The organism is Secundilactobacillus paracollinoides (assembly GCF_001702155.1).
GTDB classification, from domain to species: domain Bacteria; phylum Bacillota; class Bacilli; order Lactobacillales; family Lactobacillaceae; genus Secundilactobacillus; species Secundilactobacillus paracollinoides.
In genome coordinates, this window is sequence record NZ_CP014912.1 from 97,616 (window position 1) to 116,059 (window position 18,444).

The 18,444-nt window shown below is 47.8% G+C and carries 10 protein-coding genes, 8 tRNA genes and 3 rRNA genes; 1 reads left to right on the plus strand and 20 read right to left on the minus strand.

Going from position 1 to position 18,444, the window contains the following annotated elements; all coding sequences use genetic code 11:
* Positions 1-28: 28 nt before the first annotated feature.
* The 3 genes from AYR61_RS00345 to AYR61_RS00355 form a co-directional block, all read right to left on the minus strand.
* The gene (locus tag AYR61_RS00345) at positions 29-2,686 is read right to left on the minus strand and encodes a cation-translocating P-type ATPase (RefSeq protein WP_056987547.1); all 2,658 of its coding nucleotides are present in this window, start codon (positions 2,684-2,686) and stop codon (positions 29-31) included.
* A gap of 214 nt (positions 2,687-2,900) precedes the next feature.
* Positions 2,901-3,725, minus strand: a complete 825-nt coding sequence (gene nadE / locus AYR61_RS00350; protein WP_056987548.1) for an ammonia-dependent NAD(+) synthetase — start codon at positions 3,723-3,725, stop codon at positions 2,901-2,903.
* Between the two features lie 51 nt (positions 3,726-3,776).
* Entirely contained in the window at positions 3,777-5,249 is a 1,473-nt protein-coding gene (locus AYR61_RS00355; protein WP_065900863.1) for a nicotinate phosphoribosyltransferase, read from the minus strand.
* A 109-nt stretch (positions 5,250-5,358) separates the two neighbouring features.
* Here AYR61_RS00355 and AYR61_RS00360 point away from each other — a divergent pair, with 109 nt between their 5' ends.
* Positions 5,359-6,096 (plus strand): WecB/TagA/CpsF family glycosyltransferase, encoded by a 738-nt coding sequence (locus AYR61_RS00360; RefSeq protein ID WP_054712171.1) that lies wholly within the window; start codon positions 5,359-5,361, stop codon positions 6,094-6,096.
* Positions 6,097-6,359: 263 nt separating this feature from the next.
* Here AYR61_RS00360 and AYR61_RS00365 read toward each other — a convergent pair whose 3' ends face one another.
* From AYR61_RS00365 to AYR61_RS00445, 17 genes are all read right to left on the minus strand, one after another.
* Positions 6,360-7,061, minus strand: coding sequence for a GntR family transcriptional regulator (locus AYR61_RS00365; RefSeq protein WP_056987550.1), 702 nt, complete (start codon positions 7,059-7,061; stop codon positions 6,360-6,362).
* A gap of 25 nt (positions 7,062-7,086) precedes the next feature.
* Positions 7,087-8,232 (minus strand): N-acetylglucosamine-6-phosphate deacetylase, encoded by a 1,146-nt coding sequence (gene nagA / locus AYR61_RS00370; protein WP_054712169.1) that lies wholly within the window; start codon positions 8,230-8,232, stop codon positions 7,087-7,089.
* A gap of 71 nt (positions 8,233-8,303) precedes the next feature.
* Complete coding sequence (gene proC, locus AYR61_RS00375; RefSeq protein WP_065900868.1) at positions 8,304-9,098, minus strand: pyrroline-5-carboxylate reductase; 795 nt, start codon at positions 9,096-9,098, stop codon at positions 8,304-8,306.
* 254 nt (positions 9,099-9,352) lie between these two features.
* A tRNA-Gln gene (locus AYR61_RS00380) sits at positions 9,353-9,424 on the minus strand.
* Between the two features lie 9 nt (positions 9,425-9,433).
* Positions 9,434-9,516, minus strand: a tRNA-Tyr gene (locus tag AYR61_RS00385).
* Positions 9,517-9,591: 75 nt separating this feature from the next.
* Positions 9,592-9,663, minus strand: a tRNA-Gln gene (locus AYR61_RS00390).
* A gap of 7 nt (positions 9,664-9,670) precedes the next feature.
* Positions 9,671-9,753, minus strand: a tRNA-Tyr gene (locus AYR61_RS00395).
* An 84-nt stretch (positions 9,754-9,837) separates the two neighbouring features.
* Positions 9,838-10,656: a metallophosphoesterase gene (locus tag AYR61_RS00400; RefSeq protein ID WP_065900872.1), complete on the minus strand. Its 819-nt coding sequence runs from the start codon at positions 10,654-10,656 to the stop codon at positions 9,838-9,840.
* Positions 10,657-10,774: 118 nt separating this feature from the next.
* A complete protein-coding gene (locus AYR61_RS00405; RefSeq protein WP_083215436.1) occupies positions 10,775-12,253 on the minus strand; it encodes a peptide MFS transporter in 1,479 nt (492 codons plus the stop codon).
* Between the two features lie 237 nt (positions 12,254-12,490).
* On the minus strand, positions 12,491-12,802 hold the full coding sequence (locus AYR61_RS00410; protein ID WP_054712158.1) for a PTS sugar transporter subunit IIB: 312 nt from the start codon (positions 12,800-12,802) through the stop codon (positions 12,491-12,493).
* 226 nt (positions 12,803-13,028) lie between these two features.
* A tRNA-Thr gene (locus AYR61_RS00415) sits at positions 13,029-13,101 on the minus strand.
* A 16-nt stretch (positions 13,102-13,117) separates the two neighbouring features.
* Positions 13,118-13,190 (minus strand) — tRNA-Asn (locus AYR61_RS00420).
* 10 nt (positions 13,191-13,200) lie between these two features.
* A 5S ribosomal RNA gene (gene rrf / locus AYR61_RS00425) occupies positions 13,201-13,317 on the minus strand.
* A gap of 68 nt (positions 13,318-13,385) precedes the next feature.
* Positions 13,386-16,305: ribosomal RNA gene (locus AYR61_RS00430) — 23S ribosomal RNA — on the minus strand.
* A 175-nt stretch (positions 16,306-16,480) separates the two neighbouring features.
* Positions 16,481-16,553 (minus strand) — tRNA-Ala (locus AYR61_RS00435).
* A 25-nt stretch (positions 16,554-16,578) separates the two neighbouring features.
* Positions 16,579-16,652: transfer RNA gene (locus AYR61_RS00440), tRNA-Ile, on the minus strand.
* Between the two features lie 82 nt (positions 16,653-16,734).
* Positions 16,735-18,298 (minus strand): 16S ribosomal RNA (locus AYR61_RS00445).
* Together the 16S, 23S and 5S rRNA genes with 4 tRNA genes alongside form the textbook arrangement of a ribosomal RNA operon.
* Between the last annotated feature and the right edge of the window lie 146 nt (positions 18,299-18,444).

Sequence of the window (18,444 nt, forward strand, 5' to 3'; positions counted from 1 at the left end):
GCAATTTTCTGGCGTAAACCACGGGGTATTATTCTTGGCCTAATCGACGCTGTACCCATTTTACCACTTCCACGATAAGAATCATGGCAATTCCAGCGCTAAGCACCACAGCCCATTGCACACCATTCAGCGGTGTTAAGTGGAAGATCGTGTTAAACCCTGGTACAACAATGGTTGCCGCCAAGAGGATAAACGCCGTTAGGATGGCCCAGTTAAACGCTTTGTTGCGAAAAAGGCCAACCTTAAAGATCGACTGATGAATGGTCTTTGAGTTAAACGCATGAAACAGCTGGATCAGTCCTAACGTAGCAAACGCCATCGTTAACGCGTCAGCATGCATCATTTCAGAACTCGTGTGGACGGGGAACGTTACGGCCAGCCAGTATACTAGAAGCGTCATGACGCCTTCTAATACCCCCTGGTACCCAATGTTAGCAAACACCCCGCCAGAAAAGAAGTTTGACTGTCTGCCCCGCGGTTTGCGTTTCATAATGTCCGGTTCAGCTGGCTCCAATCCCAACGCGATGGCTGGGAATGTGTCGGTCACCAGGTTGATCCATAAGATCTGAACGGGCGCTAGAATTTGCCAGCCAAGCAGTGTCATCACAAACAAGGTGAGAACTTCCCCAATATTGGCAGACAGTAAATACTGGAGGGATTTTTGGATGTTCGCAAAGACTTTTCGGCCCTCTTCAACCGCAACAACGATCGTCGAGAAATTATCATCCGCGAGCACCATATCACTCGCACCCTTGGAGACCTCAGTCCCGGTGATTCCCATTCCGACCCCAATATCAGCGGTCTTAAGTGCTGGCGCATCGTTCACACCGTCACCAGTCATGGCCACTACTTTACCCTGTTTTTGCCAAGCGTGCACGATTCGGACCTTATGCTCTGGCGCGACCCGCGCATACACTGCGTACTGCCGGACCTGTTTTGCAAAGGCCTCATCAGAGAGTTGGTCTAATTCTGCTCCGGTAATTACGGCGTCATCCGCCGTTGGTGTCTCTGACAAAATGCCCAACCGGACTGCAATGGCCTTAGCCGTGTCCTTATGGTCACCCGTAATCATAATTGGTCGAATGCCGGCTGCCTGTGCTTCAGTAACAGCTTGGGCCACCTCTGGCCGTTCAGGATCAATCATCCCGATCAATCCGATGAAGATCAGATCCTGTTCAGCTGACGCACTCGTGAGTTTTTCAGGAACCGCATCAACCGGGCGATAAGCGAAGGCCAGTACCCGTAATGCCTGAGTAGCCAGATCATGGTTGGTGGCCAAAATTGCTTCCCGGTCCGCATTCGTAATTGCGCGAACCTGCCCACGATCAGCGATTCGGGTCACCCGTTTCAACAGTTGGTCAGGCGCCCCCTTCACGTACTGCGTGAGTTGATGATCGGCTGTTTCATTAAAGGTGGTCATTAATTTCCGTTCAGAATCAAACGGAATTTCAGCGACCCGCGGATGACTCGCAATGGTGGCTAGCGGCTGTTTATTGCGATCGATGTAGTACTGGATCAATGCGGTTTCCGTCGGGTCACCAAGTAAGGTGTCACCGTCCGGCTGCCCATCGTTGTTGAGCACCATCGCCAATGCAATGGGATCTGTCATTGTCACCTTAGCCTCAGCAGCGGGCGTCAGTTGGCCGTTTTCATAGACTTGTTCGACCGTCATCTTATTTTGGGTCAGTGTCCCGGTTTTATCAGACGCAATAATGTCCGTGCTGCCAAGCGTTTCAACTGCTGGTAATTTGCGAATCAGGGCGTGGCGTTTAGCCATCCGCTGCGTACCCAATGCCAGCGTCACCGTTACAATGGCCGGCAATCCTTCTGGAATGGCTGCCACGGCTAACGAAATAGCTGTCAGCAACATGTCGATCATCGTTTCTTGTCCCCGCAGCATGCCGATAACAAAGACTAACACGGCAATGGCAAGAATTAAAATGGTCAGCCATTTCCCAAGCTGCGTTAAGTTCTCCTGTAGCGGCGTCTTGGTTTCTTCTGCTGCGTCCAACATCCCAGCAATTCGACCAACTTCGGTCTGCATCCCAATAGCGACCACGACACCGGTCCCGCGCCCAGTTGTGACGTTGGCGTTCATGTAAGCCATGTTGCTGCGGTCACCTAGCGGCAGATCAGATGCCGTTAAGACGGCGGCCTGTTTTTGAACCGGCACTGACTCTCCCGTCAAAGCAGATTCTTCAACCTTCATGGTGTTGGCGGTACACAACCGCATATCTGCCGGGACAATGTCACCCGCTTCAAGATAAACAATGTCACCCGGCACGAGTTCGTCGCTCTTAACGGTTACTGTTCCACCATTTCGAGCAACATGTGCCATCGGTGCAGCCATTTCCTTTAACGAATTAATTGCTTCTTCAGCTTTAGATTCCTGAAAAACGCCAAACACCGCATTAAGCAGTACCACGGCCAAAATGATGATGGCGTCGACTAATTCACCTGTTGCACCGGCAATCAGTGCTGCGACGATCAACACAATGATCATGAAATCCTTAAATTGGGCACCAAACTTGGCTAAAAGACTGGATTGCTTCTTTGCAGAGAGGCGGTTTTCACCGTATTTTGCTCTCCGCTGAGCCACCTGATCATCAGTTAGCCCCTGTTCGCCCGTGTCGAGTGCCTTAAAAATGTCGTCAGTTTCCCGTTGGTACCATGGTTGGTCTGCCATAAAAATATCCTCCTGTTTAACTTAAACTAGACGTTATAAGTCTCACCGTTTAAGACCTCCCCGGAGATGTTGCATCCCTTGCTGACGGGTCGGTCACAGAAGAATCCTGCTGGTTACTCCCTCATCTTTATTATATCAAAACCGGCTGCAAAAATGGTACGAGCTGCCGTCTTAATGGACAGGGGGTATCTTTTACAACCGGTTGGTTTAAAGTTTATTTCCAAAATGTATCGTAAACGTTAATTGGCAAATGACGTTTGTGACTGGTCTTGACGTACCAGCCTTCAATCGTTTCCGCTGCTTGATCACTGACGGTTTTGCCTTCTAGATAATCGTCAATGTCATCGTACCGAACACCAAGTGCTACCTCGTCAGGCAATGCCGGACGGTCATCTTCCAGATCAGCCGTTGGCACCTTCGTGTAAAGGGTCTCTGGTGCCTTCAGATAGGCTAATAACTGCTTACCCTGGCGTTTATTCAGCCGCCAGAGTGGCGTCACATCCGCGGCACCATCACCAAACTTAGTGTAAAAGCCTGTCACCGCTTCGGCAGCGTGATCCGTGCCAACAACTGCTGCGCCATTGGCACCAGCAATCGCAAACTGCGCTGTCATTCGTTCACGTGCTTTAATATTGCCTTTGTTGAAGTCACTGATCGTTTCTGAATTAGCCTCGACTGCGGTCGTCATTGCGTCCGTGGCGGGTTTAATATCCACCCGTTCCACCTGGTCTGCACCCATGAACTCGATGGCCTTCATGGCGTCTGATTCATCAGCTTGAACACCGTAGGGTAATCGAACAGCAATAAATTTGTAGGCGTCTGATCCAGTTTCCTGACGAAGTTCCGTCATGGCTAGTTCTGATAGTTTACCAGCTAACGTGGAGTCTTGTCCACCAGAAATACCTAAAACTAATCCTTTAAGGCCAGTTTTTTTAAGATAGGCCTTTAAAAAATCCACACTACGCCGGACTTCTGTTTCTGGATCAATTGAAGGACTGACCTTCAACGCGTCGATAATCTCTGCCTGTAATTTTCTCATACTTCGTTACTTCCTTATCTGACTCAGTCTAGGATGGCATCTAACGCCGGGCTAATCGCCAAAGTCCAACTTCTTAACGTACTCGTGAATGCGATTGATCAAGTTCATTTTATTATCCCAACACTTTTGTGACAAGTCGACTGGGTATTTTTGCGGATTAAGATCGCGTTTATACTCTGGCCACAACGATTCTTGATTTTCCTGACAGCCCTCCCGGATGTCATCCAGATCCGGTTGTTGGTAAATGAGACGGCCGTCTTCAAAAATCGGTTGGAGTACTGGCCGCGCATCAAAATCGGTCACCGTCTTGTTGATGTACGTATAGTTAGGATGGAACATGTACAGCGAGTCTTCATTGCGAGGATCTTCATCCCACAGCGCAACGAAATCGCCCTCCGATTTACCATCGGCCTTTTTGGTGATCCGCCAGACCTGCTTACGACCTGGTGTCGACACTTTTTCAACGTTGTTAGACAACTTGATCGTGTCTTTTAACTGACCGTGGTCATCCTCAATCGAGACCATTTTATAAACTGCACCCAAGGCGGGTTGATCAAACGCGGTGATGAGTTTCGTCCCGACACCCCAAACGTCGATCTTAGCCTTCTGCATTTTCAGCGACATGATGGTCTTTTCGTCAAGATCGTTTGACGCATAGATCTTCGCATCTGGAAAACCAGCATCGTCGAGTTGTTCCCGCACGCGCTTAGAGAGATACGCCATATCGCCAGAATCGATCCGGACGCCTTGGAAATTAATCTTGTCGCCCATTTCTTTAGCGACCCGAATGGCTGACGGCACACCGGATTTAATGGTATCGTATGTGTCGACGAGAAAAACGCAATCCCGGTGGGTATCCGCATAGGCTTTAAACGCATCATAATCATTGCCATACGTCTGAACCAGCGCGTGGGCGTGGGTCCCGCTGATCGGAATGCCAAACAGCTTGCCGGCGCGAACGTTCGATGTTGCATCAAATCCGCCGATGTATGCGGCGCGAGTCCCCCAAATGGCCGCATCGAATTCCTGTGCCCGTCGCGTCCCAAACTCCAAAATCCCATCGTTACCCGCAACTGAACGAATTCGAGCAGCCTTCGTTGCAATCAGTGTCTGGTAGTTTACAATGTTTAAAATCGCCGTTTCAACCAGCTGACAGTCAGCCAATGGCCCTTCAATCTGCATGATCGGCTCGTTGTGAAACACTAGCTCGCCTTCGACAGCGGACCGCACCGTGCCCTTGAATTGAAACTGCCTTAAATAATCGAGGAATGCTGGAGAAAAATCCTCGTTTTCTTTTAAATAGTCAATATCACTATCGGTAAAGCGTAAATTTTCGATATAATGAATAATGTGTTCGAGGCCCGCAAAAACGGCGAATCCGTTTTTAAATGGCATATCTCGAAAATACACTTCAAAAATGGCCTTTTTATTTTGAATCCCTTTCTCAAAATAGGTCTGAATCATACTAAGCTCATATGCATCCGTGTGTAATGTGGTACTATCATCTGGATACTGCTTTGCCATGTCTGCTTCTCCTTTATTGCGTTAATTAGTCACTATTTTATCATTAAACACGAGTGTCGTCATTTAAACTGATGAATATCAAACAATATAAAACGAATAGGTGATTTTTTTGGCCACAACATTTAAGACAATTGAAATTTTACAAGTACCTTTCATTAATACGACGCAGCGTCATTTTCTAAAAGCCGTCGAAACACGTGTCTCTCAACGCGAAAATATATTTGTGGTAACGGCCAATCCGGAAATCGTCATGTATGCGCAAACGGATTGCCACTACCTGTCACTCCTCCAAAATGCAGACTACGTGACACCAGACGGCATCGGTATCATCAAGGGTGCTGATATTTTAGGGACAACCCTGCCGGAACGTATTACGGGCTATGATGTGCTTGTTGACTTGCTAAAGTGGGGGAACGACGCGCACAAATCAGCCTACTTTGTTGGTGCCAAGCAGGAAGTGATTGACGCCCTAACCCCCATTATTGCTCACGACTATCCAAATTTAACCGTTAAAGGCATGCGTAACGGGTATTTCAATGACTTCGCACCCATTGCAGCGGATATTGCCGAAACGCAACCTGACATGGTATTTTTGGCTGTGGGCTTTCCTAAACAGGAACAATTAATTGCCGATTATCGCCACCAAAATAACGGTCTGTGGATGGGTGTCGGTGGTAGTTTTGATGTGCTGAGCGGCATGACAAAACGGGCGCCGGAATTCTTCATTAATCATCATATTGAATGGCTTTATCGCCTGTTGAGTGAACCCACGCGGTTTAAACGGATGTTGGCTTTACCACGATATTTGCGAGCCGTTCGGCGGCAGAAGCGTGATGAGCTGGATTGATTGCTGCGTTGACAACAGGGTGTTGTGTTTTGTGGTTATTGTAAAGAAAAAGATTGGGAAAGTGGGTTGCGCTTTCTCAATCTTTTTTTGTTTGGGTTTACTTTTGTTTGATTTATCTGAGTGTATTTCTACTGTTACCGTGCCGAAACGTGCTCCTGAAGACAAAGACCTGCACATAAGGGGAAGTTGGTACAAAGCCAAACCCAGGCTTTATACCAACTTCCCCTTATGCTCCGGTCTTTAACCGTCTTCTTCCACACTCTTTACTTTTCCAAATAAAACTCAAACCTCTCCCCAACATACTGGGTCCGCACATACTCAAATGGTGTGCCATCCTGAAGGTAGGAGATTTGCCAGAGACGCAGAATGGCGTCACCGCGTTTAATATCCAAAAATTCGGCGATTCGTTCTGAGGCCAATGATGCCGACACATTTTGCTTTGCTCGTCCCGGAATCAGATTTTTCTTAGTTTCCAGTGTCCGATACAACGAGTCCGTTACTTCCGGCTTAGATAACCCTTCAACCACCGTTGCTGGAATCGTCGCCACTTCAAAACTAATAGGTGTCCCGTCGCCATAACGGATTCGCTCCATCCGCAAGACCTGATCGCCGTCTTTAAGCTTCAGCTTTTCGGCTTCGCTTAACGAGGGACTCATCACGTGGTAAGAGACCGTCTTACTAGATGGTTTCTTACCCTGAGCCAGCATGACATCCGTAAAGCCGGTCACACCGGACATCTTTTCTTGCACCTTTTGGTTCGCTACGAAGGTCCCCGACCCGACGAATCGTTCAAGGATGCCTTCTTCAACCAATGTTTGAATCGCCTGACGCAACGTCATCCGACTGACGTTAAACTCAACAGCAAGTTCTCGTTCTGAGGGAATGCGGTCGCCAACGGACCACTTACCACTCTCAATTGAGCGCTTAATATCATTATGAATTTGAATATAAACTGGTGATCCCATAAAACCAACGACCTTTCTGATCTCACTAAACAGTTTCGTCGGTTGTAAACTTCCGGCCGAGACTGTAAGTAGTCTGTAGATTAAGGGCCCGGTCAAAAACGTTTAAGTCAGCATCTTTACCTGGTTCAAGCGTTCCCTTTTGTGTCAGGCCGAATTCTTCAGCCTGATTAACGGACGCCATCTGGACGGCATCCGCAATGTCACAGCCGGTAAAGCTCATGATATTGCGGAAGGCATCGTCAAAGCGGAGCACAGAACCCGCTAGATTACCGGATTCCAATCGTGCTTGTTTATCCTTAACAATGACCTTTTGGCCACCAAGTTCACTGATTCCCTCAGGCATCCCTTTCGCCCGCATAGAATCAGTCACTAACTCGATTCGTTCTGGTCCCTTTTGTTCATACGCTAATTTGATCATGTCTGGGACGATATGAAACCCGTCGCAGATCAATTCAGCGTACATATTATCTTCAAGCATTGCGTGGCCGGTAACACCCGGCTCACGGTGTTTAAATTCACGTTGTGCGTTATATAAATGTGTCACGTGGGTTGCACGGCTAGCTAGCATTTGTGCCCGTGTGGCGTTGCTATGGCCAACTGAGGGGACGATTTTGTGTGCAAGACAGTAGTCTTCAAACTTAGCCGCCCCATCGTCCTCTGGCGCGTACGTAATCAATTTAACCAACCCGCCCGACAACTCGTTCCAATGATCAAGCAGTGAAACGTCAGGATCCTTGATATACTTTTCTGGCTGAGCACCCTTGTAAATGGCCGCGATAAACGGCCCCTCCAAGTGGACACCCTGAATCACAGGATTTTTGGCAGCAGCTGCTTTGATTCCTGACATGGCGTGATTAATATTTTCTGTCGACTGGGTCATCGTGGTTGGAAAGACCGTTGTGATGCCTTCCTTAACCATGTCGTTCACCATTTCGTTAATTTGGTCAGCATCGCCATCCATTGCGTCAAAACTGTAACCACCATGAGTATGCACATCAATGAAGCCTGGAACGATCACCTTCCCGTTAACGAAGGTCACCTCATCATTTGGCAGTGCCCGGTACTCGCTCATGGGGCCAACCGCCTCAATTTGTTCATTAAACCGTAAATAACCGTCAGTAATAACGTCCTCACCAGTGTAAATCGTAGCGTGCTTCAACACAGTACTCATATCGTCGTTTCCTCCTAAATCATTCGTCATCAGGTCAACAACTATATTGTACACCGGTATAGACCAAAAGTCTATTCTTCGTTATTCTTACTGATTGTCGCATCGATGCCCTTAACCACGGCGGTCATAAACCCATTTTCCTCCATAGACAGTAATCCGGCCACCGTACTGCCGCCCGGTGACGATACCTGATCGATCAGTGCAAACGGATTTTCATCGGACGCCAAAACCATTTGCGCTGACCCCGTCACCGCCTGTGCGGCAATCTGAGTTGCTTGCGCCTTAGTCAACCCGTATTTAACGCCAGCTCGGCTCAGCGCATCAATGAAAAGGTAAACGTATGCGGGTGAAGACCCAGCAAGGGCAGAAAAGGTCGCAAAATCAGCTTCAGGTAAAACCGTCGTACTCCCAATAGCATCAAACAAACTGATTGCCGTTTGGGCTTTTTCGCCGGTTAATTGCGCATTACCATGAACTGCTGTCATCCCGGCCAAGATAGCCACGTTGAGATTAGGCAACGTCCTTAGAATTGGCAGATCGTAGCCCGCTAATTCTTCGAGACGATTCAGTTCCAATCCAGCAACGATTGAAATCAAAACCTGTTTCTTGGCGTCCAGAACTGGTTCAATGTCATGCAGCACGTCAGCTGCAACGTTCGGTGTGACGGCTAAAACAACATAGTCGCTTTGCTGAACTAACGCGCGATTATCAGTAATAGCGGTGACGCCTTTTTTTGCTGCAACCGTTTTGTACGTCTCGTGGGCGCTGTGCACCAGAATGTCTGATGCAGCAACCGTCCCCTTCTTCAACAGACCTGTGATAATAGCCTGAGCCATACCACCGACCCCGATAAAGCCAATTTTCATGTTCGACCCCTCTTTACTGAGCATGCTCAATGTATTATTGCTAATTCTATTATACCAAAAAAGTGTGGCGACTATCGGCGGTTTGTTCATTAATATAGCGGTTACATAAAACACTGTGCCCGCTCTGTAAAATGCCGTTTGCTTGTATCCAGTTCAGCTGGACCGTTCTGTACCAATTTCGAGCTAGACCACTAGTCTCAATGAGTCACGAAAAAAGGGTAAAAAAAATCAGTCACACACCGTGACTGATCTAGTTGGGATAGCTGGGTTCGAACCAGCGCATCACGGGATCAAAACCCGTTGCCTTACCACTTGGCTATACCCCAATAATAGAATGGATGGGAGTGGATTCGAACCACCGAACCCGAAGGAGCGGATTTACAGTCCGCCGCGTTTAGCCAGACTTCGCTACCCATCCAAAAGAAACTATTAAAAAGAACATTTATAATCATACAATAGTCTGTATAATTAGTCAACCCGAAACCGAATTGAATTGGGATAGCTGGGTTCGAACCAGCGCATCACGGGATCAAAACCCGTTGCCTTACCACTTGGCTATACCCCAATAAAGATGGATGGGAGTGGATTCGAACCACCGAACCCGAAGGAGCGGATTTACAGTCCGCCGCGTTTAGCCAGACTTCGCTACCCATCCATAAGTGATGACCTGAAATAAATCAACTTCATTATAATACCAAAAAACAGGGTTAATCGTCAACCATTTTTTGCAGTTTGCCGGTTAAAGGGTCACAATTCGGGTTCGTAATTGCCACTCTTTAAGGAAACTGTCTGTCAGCCATTCATGCCGCCGCTTTGTCCCGTACCCGACCGCTTGATCATAGTATGTCGTGCCAGTAATCAGCCGTGGCGCAGGATGAATATGCATGTGACCAAATAAAGTGCGTTCAACCCGATATTCAGCCAGGAGATCCCCCAAATGACGACTACCAAGCATGGCAATCATCATATTCCAAAATCGGTCATCCTGCGTAAGATGCAAGTACTCCGGGCGTGGGACAAAGTGCGTCATAAATAACACTCGTTTATGATCGTGAGCAGCCAGCGCCAATTGCGCGCGTACCTGGCCTAAAACAAGCTGCATGCGTTCAGGGTCAGATAATGGTTGTGGAATCGCACTATCTAACCAGTAAGCTCGTTTCCACTGGGCAAATCGGTCCTCGGAGCGATGCAGACTGTCCGCAAAACTATAGTCGTACCAGCCATTGTTACCAACTATCCGCCAATCAGTGCCGCTAATATCCATACTTTGGTTGTGCAAATACGTTGGATCAAGCGGTTGTTCAAGTTCATCGAATGACACGCCATTCACCATATCATGATTCCCCGCAATAAACCGGACCGTAATGTCAGGAACAAACGCCTGCAAGCGTTGCACGTAGTCAAGACTCTTATCGAAGTGGTTAAAGAGGTCCCCCGCAATCAAATAAATGTTGACGCCACGTTGCATCAGCCAGGTTCCCTGTAATTGAATCATCTCAGAAACATCAACTTGATTAATATCAAAATGATTGTCACTTGTGAGTGCTATCTTGACCATTATTGCTCACCTCTCTAGCTTGATAGCCATTGTGTTAACCGCGGTTAATCCGGTTCTTTAGACCGCATAAAAAAAGTTGCGTCACGAAATATCGTAACACAACTCTTTGTGATTTGTATTAATCGACACCTGCCATCAGGCGTTTGATTGGTTTAACCATAAAGAACAGGATAATGGCAAAGACGATAGAGACAATCCCGATGACTGTAAAGTATTGGACTTCAGTCCCTGGGGTGTAATACTTAACTATTTGTGAGTTGACCGCTTGGCCAGCTGAATCAGCTAAGAACCACATACTCATCATTGATGACTGGAATGCCGCCGGCGCTAACTTAGTCGTGACCGACAATCCAATCGGTGAGATCAGTAATTCGGCAATTTCAATGATTGCCCAACTCCCAACCAACCACCATGGACTAACAAGTGCTGACGTCCCATGCATGCTGACTGGAATCACCATGAACAAGTATGAAATACCAGCAAAAATCATCCCGATAGCAAACTTCAGTGGTGATGATGGTTGCTTCTTGCCTAACTTCGTCCAAAGGGTGGCAAAGATTGGGGTGTAGATCAAAATAAATAACGGGTTCAATGATTGATAGTTAGCAGGGTTGATGGTAAACCCACCAATGTGGTTTTGCGTTTGCGACTGGGCAAACATTGCCAACACAACCGAGCCTTGTTCCTCAATTGCCCAGAAAATCGCAGCTGCAATGAACAACGGTACGTAGGCCCAAACACGAGATTTCTCCGTTTTTGTAATCTTCTTGCTCGTCAACATCATTGCGAAGTATGCAACTGGTGTCAAAACGGCAATGATACTCAAGAGCGTAATAAAGTTGGCGATGTTTAAAGCACCAAAGACCTTCATGATCAGGAGAATTAAGATGAACGCGATTGCCCCGATCGTCACTCGGAAGGATAACTTCTTAGCATCCCCTGGTTCCAACGGGTCATCAGGATAAAGTGAATCCTTGCTCAAATACTTATTCCCACCATGCAGGTAGAAAATCAGGCCAAAGAACATCCCGATAGCGGCTAATGAGAAGCCGGCGTGGAAATTAAATGATGTCCACATCTTGCTGACTGCCCATGGCGCAATCAATGACCCTAAGTTGATCCCGAAAACGAAGATGGTAAATCCAGAATCCCGACGAACATCTTCTTCGGTATAGAGAGAACCAACCATTTCAGAAACGTTAGGCTTCAACAAACCGGTCCCAATCGTAATCAAACAAATGGAGATAAACAGAGCAATCTTTCCAAATGGTAAAGCCAGGCAGATATGCCCAAACATAATCAAAACCCCACCATAGAAGACAGTCCGTCGTGAACCCCAAATTCGGTCACTCAGGAAACCACCTAAGACAGAAGACAAATAAACTAAAGAGCCGTATATTGACATCACACTGGCAGCCAGGCCCTTGTCCATGCCAAGGCCACCCTTTGCAATTGAGAAGTACATGTAGTAGATCAGAATTGCTTTCATACCATAATAACTAAACCGTTCCCACATTTCAGTAAAGAACAATGTGGACAGGCCATGCGGTTGGCCAAAGAATGAACGGTCAAGTTTGTTATCGTTTTGGTTTTCCAAACCTGATACCTCCAAACATCTCTCACTTAAGTAAGCCCATTTATTTACCAAAGTGAATAGAAAAAGCCGCGGGTAATCCGCAACTCATAATTTTCTAATTGAAACATACAGAGTATTATACCCTCTTAATGAAGGTAACGCAACGTAGTCTCTCTTAGAAACAAGCCGGATTCCGCGACTTAACGCCGTTAATATGGAATGAAATTTTTTTCGAATTATGGCAATTTAACTGATTAACTATTCATTCACCTTATTTTTATCTAATTCGCGCATGGTAAATTTAACCAGACTTTCACCGTTCAACCAAGCATAAATATCATCAGGAATTTGTTCAACCCGATCATGAGCAGCCGTTAGCTGTTCATAGTGGTAAGAAACTTGAGGTGCGACTAATACCAGGTCGCTATCGTCCATTTCCTGTGGCGCGTTTAAAAAGCTTGTTGACTCAAATGTAATATCTGTATGGTAAGCTTCGGTGGACCGCATTGCAGATTCTTTTAACAGTTGGCTAGAAATGCCGCTACCGCATACAATAAGTACTTTTGTCATGATGATTACCCCCAACAGTTTGTTTATCGTTTATCATTTACGTTTTTGTTCACAAACATAGGGTACCACCAATTTCTATATACCACAAGCTTAAAATCTTAATTAAACCAATAAACAACAGGTTTTCTATATCTATACCAATATTTCAAATGTACTATACCATTTATTCGATTGGCAAACAAAAAAGCCACTAGATTATCTAGTGACTTTCATCAAGTAAATCAAGTGCCGGCTGAGGAGCTCGAATCCCCGACCCTCGGTTTACGATACCGATGCTCTACCAACTGAGCTAAGCCGGCATTACAATATTACTGACTCCGGCAGGCGGGCTCGAACCGTCGACAACCTGATTAACAGTCAGGTGCTCTACCAACTGAGCTATGCCGGAATAATATATAGCGTGGCAACGTCCTATCCTCGCAGGGGGCGATCCCCCAACTACTCTTGGCGTGCTGAAGCTTAACTTCTGTGTTCGGCATGGGAACAGGTGTATCCTTCAGGCTATCGCCACCACACTATTGAGAACTGATGCTCTCAAAACTAGATAATATCGTTTTCCTACCGGAAATCACCGTTTTCTTACTTGGTTAAGTCCTCGACCGATTAGTACTAGTCCGCTCCATCCATCACTGGACTTCCACTTCTAGCCTATCTACCTGATCATCTCTCAGGGGTCTTACTTCCATAAAGGAATGGGAAATCTCATCTTGAGGCGAGTTTCACACTTAGATGCTTTCAGCGTTTATCTCATCCACACATAGCTACTCAGCAATGCGCCTGGCGGCACAACTGATACACCAGCGGTGTGTCCATTCCGGTCCTCTCGTACTAGGAACAGTTCCTCTCAAATTTCCTACGCCCGCGACGGATAGGGACCGAACTGTCTCACGACGTTCTGAACCCAGCTCGCGTACCGCTTTAATGGGCGAACAGCCCAACCCTTGGGACCGACTACAGCCCCAGGATGCGATGAGCCGACATCGAGGTGCCAAACCTCCCCGTCGATGTGGACTCTTGGGGGAGATAAGCCTGTTATCCCCAGGGTAGCTTTTATCCGTTGAGCGATGGCCCTTCCATACGGTACCACCGGATCACTAAGCCCGACTTTCGTCCCTGCTCGACCTGTCTGTCTCGCAGTCAAGCTCCCTTCTGCCTTTACACTCTACGAATGATTTCCAACCATTCTGAGGGAACCTTTGGGCGCCTCCGTTACTTTTTAGGAGGCGACCGCCCCAGTCAAACTGCCCACCTGACACTGTCTCCCACCACGCTAAGTGGTGCGGGTTAGAGTGTTCACACAACAAGGGTCGTATCCCACCAGCGCCTCTGCCGAAACTAGCGTTCCGGCCTCTACGGCTCCGACCTATCCTGTACAAGTTGTGTCAACACCCAATATCAAGCTACAGTAAAGCTCCATGGGGTCTTTCCGTCCTGTCGCGGGTAACCTGCATCTTCACAGGTACTATAATTTCACCGAGTCTCTTGTTGAGACAGTGCTCAGATCGTTACGCCTTTCGTGCGGGTCGGAACTTACCCGACAAGGAATTTCGCTACCTTAGGACCGTTATAGTTACGGCCGCCGTTTACTGGGGCTTCATTTCTGGGCTTCGCCGAAGCTAACTCATCCACTTAACCTTCCAGCACCGGGCAGGCGTCAGCCCCTATACGTCATCTTACGATTTTGCAGAAACCTGTGTTTTTGATAAACAGTCGCCTGAGCCTTTTCACTGCGGCTGCACTTGCGTGCAGCACCCCTTCTCCCGAAGTTACGGGGTCATTTTGCCGAGTTCCTTAACAAGAGTTCACTCGCACACCTTAGGATACTCTCCTCGACTACCTGTGTCGGTTTGCGGTACGGGTAATAAAGTATTCGCTAGAAGCTTTTCTCGGCAGTGTGACGTCGGCCACTTCCCTACTTAAATTCGGTCCTCATCACAGCTTGTCAACCCGGCTGCCAGCATTTAACTGGTAACCTGACTTACTGCTTGAACGCACATTTCCAATCGTGCGCACGGCTTAGCCTCCTGCGTCCCTCCATCGTTCAAACACACTTTACTAGTACAGGAATCTCAACCTGTTAGCCATCGCTTACGCCTCTCGGCCTCAGCTTAGGTCCCGACTAACCCTGGGAGGACGAGCCTTCCCCAGGAAACCTTAGTCATTCGGTGGATCAGATTCTCACTGATCTTTCGCTACTCATACCGGCATTCTCACTTCTAAGCGCTCCACTAGTCCTTACGATCTAGCTTCACCGCCCTTAGAACGCTCTCCTATCACGTGACCTAATGGTCACATCCACAATTTCGGTGGTATCCTTAGCCCCGGTACATTTTCGGCGCAAAATCACTCGGCTAGTGAGCTATTACGCACTCTTTAAATGGTGGCTGCTTCTGAGCCAACATCCTAGCTGTCTATGCAACTTCACCGCCTTTTCCACTTAGGATACACTTAGGGACCTTAATTGGTGGTCTGGGCTGTTCCCCTTTCGACGATGGATCTTATCACTCACCGTCTGACTCCCGGATATAAATCTGTGGCATTCGGAGTTTATCTGAATTCAGTAACCCATGACGGGCCCCTAGTCCAAACAGTGGCTCTACCTCCACGATTCTCAATTCCGAGGCTAGCCCTAAAGCTATTTCGGAGAGAACCAGCTATCTCCAAGTTCGTTTGGAATTTCACCGCTACCCACACCTCATCCCAGCACTTTTCAACGTACACGGGTTCGGGCCTCCAGTGCGTTTTACCGCACCTTCACCCTGGACATGGGTAGGTCACCTGGTTTCGGGTCTACACCAACATACTGAAACGCCCGTTTCAGACTCGCTTTCGCTACGGCTCCGTCTTTTCAACTTAACCTTGCATGTTAGCGTAACTCGCCGGTTCATTCTACAAAAGGCACGCTGTCACCCATTAACGGGCTCCAACTAATTGTAGGCACATGGTTTCAGGAACTATTTCACTCCCCTTCCGGGGTGCTTTTCACCTTTCCCTCACGGTACTGGTTCACTATCGGTCACTAGGGAGTATTTAGCCTTGGAAGATGGTCCTCCCGGATTCCGACCAGGTTTCACGTGTCTGGCCGTACTCAGGATCCTGAACTGAGGGTTATTGGTTTCGTTTACGGGGCTATCACCCTCTTTGGCCAGGCTTCCCAACCTGTTCAACTACCAACAACTTTGGTAACTCAAATGTTCAGTCCTACAACCCCAGGAAGCAAGCTTCCTGGTTTGGGCTGTTCCCACTTCGCTCGCCGCTACTATGGGAATCGCAATTGCTTTCTCTTCCTGTGGGTACTTAGATGTTTCAGTTCCCCACGTCTGCCTTTACTTAGCTATGTATTCACTAAGCAATAACCATCGGTTAAGATGGCTGGGTTTCCCCATTCGGAAATCTCCGGATCAAAGCTTACGTACAGCTCCCCGAAGCATATCGGTGTTAGTCCCGTCCTTCATCGGCTCCTAGTGCCAAGGCATTCACCATGCGCCCTTGTTAACTTAACCTAAATCACTAACGTGATTTCAGTTAATTGAGTATATGCGAAGTAGTTTAACTACTAATAAAAAACTCAAAATAACGCGGTGTTCTCGGCTTAATTAATGAAATTATTAATTAATAAAAGAAAATTGATATTATCTAGTTTTCAAAGAACCAATTCTTATGACTCTTACGAGTCAATGGAGAATAGCGGGATCGAACCGCTGACCCCCTGCTTGCAAAGCAGGTGCTCTCCCATCTGAGCTAATTCCCCATAACAAACCGCTTGATTTGTTGAGTGGGCCTAAATGGACTCGAACCATCGACCTCACGCTTATCAGGCGTGCGCTCTAACCAGCTGAGCTATAGGCCCAAAAGCGTTACGGTTTGAGAGTAGACCTCTCAAAACTAAACAAAGTTTTGTCTCAGTGCAGGGCTTCCGTATTATTCCTTAGAAAGGAGGTGATCCAGCCGCAGGTTCTCCTACGGCTACCTTGTTACGACTTCACCCTAATCATCTGCCCCACCTTAGGCGGCTGGCTCCCGAAGGTTACCGAACCGACTTTGGGTGTTGCAAACTCTCATGGTGTGACGGGCGGTGTGTACAAGGCCCGGGAACGTATTCACCGCGGCATGCTGATCCGCGATTACTAGCGATTCCGACTTCGTGTAGGCGAGTTGCAGCCTACAGTCCGAACTGAGAATGGCTTTAAGAGATTAGCTTGCTCTCGCGAGTTCGCAACTCGTTGTACCATCCATTGTAGCACGTGTGTAGCCCAGGTCATAAGGGGCATGATGACTTGACGTCATCCCCACCTTCCTCCGGTTTGTCACCGGCAGTCTCGCCAGAGTGCCCAACTAAATGCTGGCAACTGACAATAAGGGTTGCGCTCGTTGCGGGACTTAACCCAACATCTCACGACACGAGCTGACGACAGCCATGCACCACCTGTATCTGCGTCCCCGAAGGGAACGCCTAATCTCTTAGGTTAGCACAGTATGTCAAGACCTGGTAAGGTTCTTCGCGTAGCTTCGAATTAAACCACATGCTCCACCGCTTGTGCGGGCCCCCGTCAATTCCTTTGAGTTTCAACCTTGCGGTCGTACTCCCCAGGCGGAATGCTTAATGCGTTAGCTGCGGCACTGAAGGGCGGAAACCCTCCAACACCTAGCATTCATCGTTTACGGCATGGACTACCAGGGTATCTAATCCTGTTCGCTACCCATGCTTTCGAGCCTCAGCGTCAGTTACAGACCAGACAGCCGCCTTCGCCACTGGTGTTCTTCCATATATCTACGCATTTCACCGCTACACATGGAGTTCCACTGTCCTCTTCTGCACTCAAGTTACCCAGTTTCCGATGCACTTCTCCGGTTAAGCCGAAGGCTTTCACATCAGACTTAAGTAACCGCCTGCGCTCGCTTTACGCCCAATAAATCCGGATAACGCTTGCCACCTACGTATTACCGCGGCTGCTGGCACGTAGTTAGCCGTGGCTTTCTGGTTGAATACCGTCAACGTCTGAACAGTTACTCTCAAACGTGTTCTTCTTCAACAACAGAGTTTTACGATCCGAAAACCTTCTTCACTCACGCGGCGTTGCTCCATCAGACTTTCGTCCATTGTGGAAGATTCCCTACTGCTGCCTCCCGTAGGAGTTTGGGCCGTGTCTCAGTCCCAATGTGGCCGATTACCCTCTCAGGTCGGCTACGTATCATTGCCTTGGTGAACCGTTACTCCACCAACTAGCTAATACGCCGCGGGTCCATCCAGAAGTGATAGCCGAAACCACCTTTCAAACAAAAACCATGCGGTTTTTGTTGTTATACGGTATTAGCACCTGTTTCCAAGTGTTATCCCCTGCTTCTGGGCAGGTTACCCACGTGTTACTCACCAGTTCGCCACTCATCCGATGTTAAAATCCGTGCAAGCACTTCATTTAACGGGATGCGTTCGACTTGCATGTATTAGGCACGCCGCCAGCGTTCATCCTGAGCCAGGATCAAACTCTCATTTTATGATTGTTTGTGACTCATTTGTTGTTACATTGTTAATAAGCGAATTGACGTTCGCAAATTACATTTGATCTCAACTTACAGTTGAGATGCCCTGCACTTTGTGAAACAAAACTTTGTTCAGTTTTCAAAGGTCTACTTAGCTGATT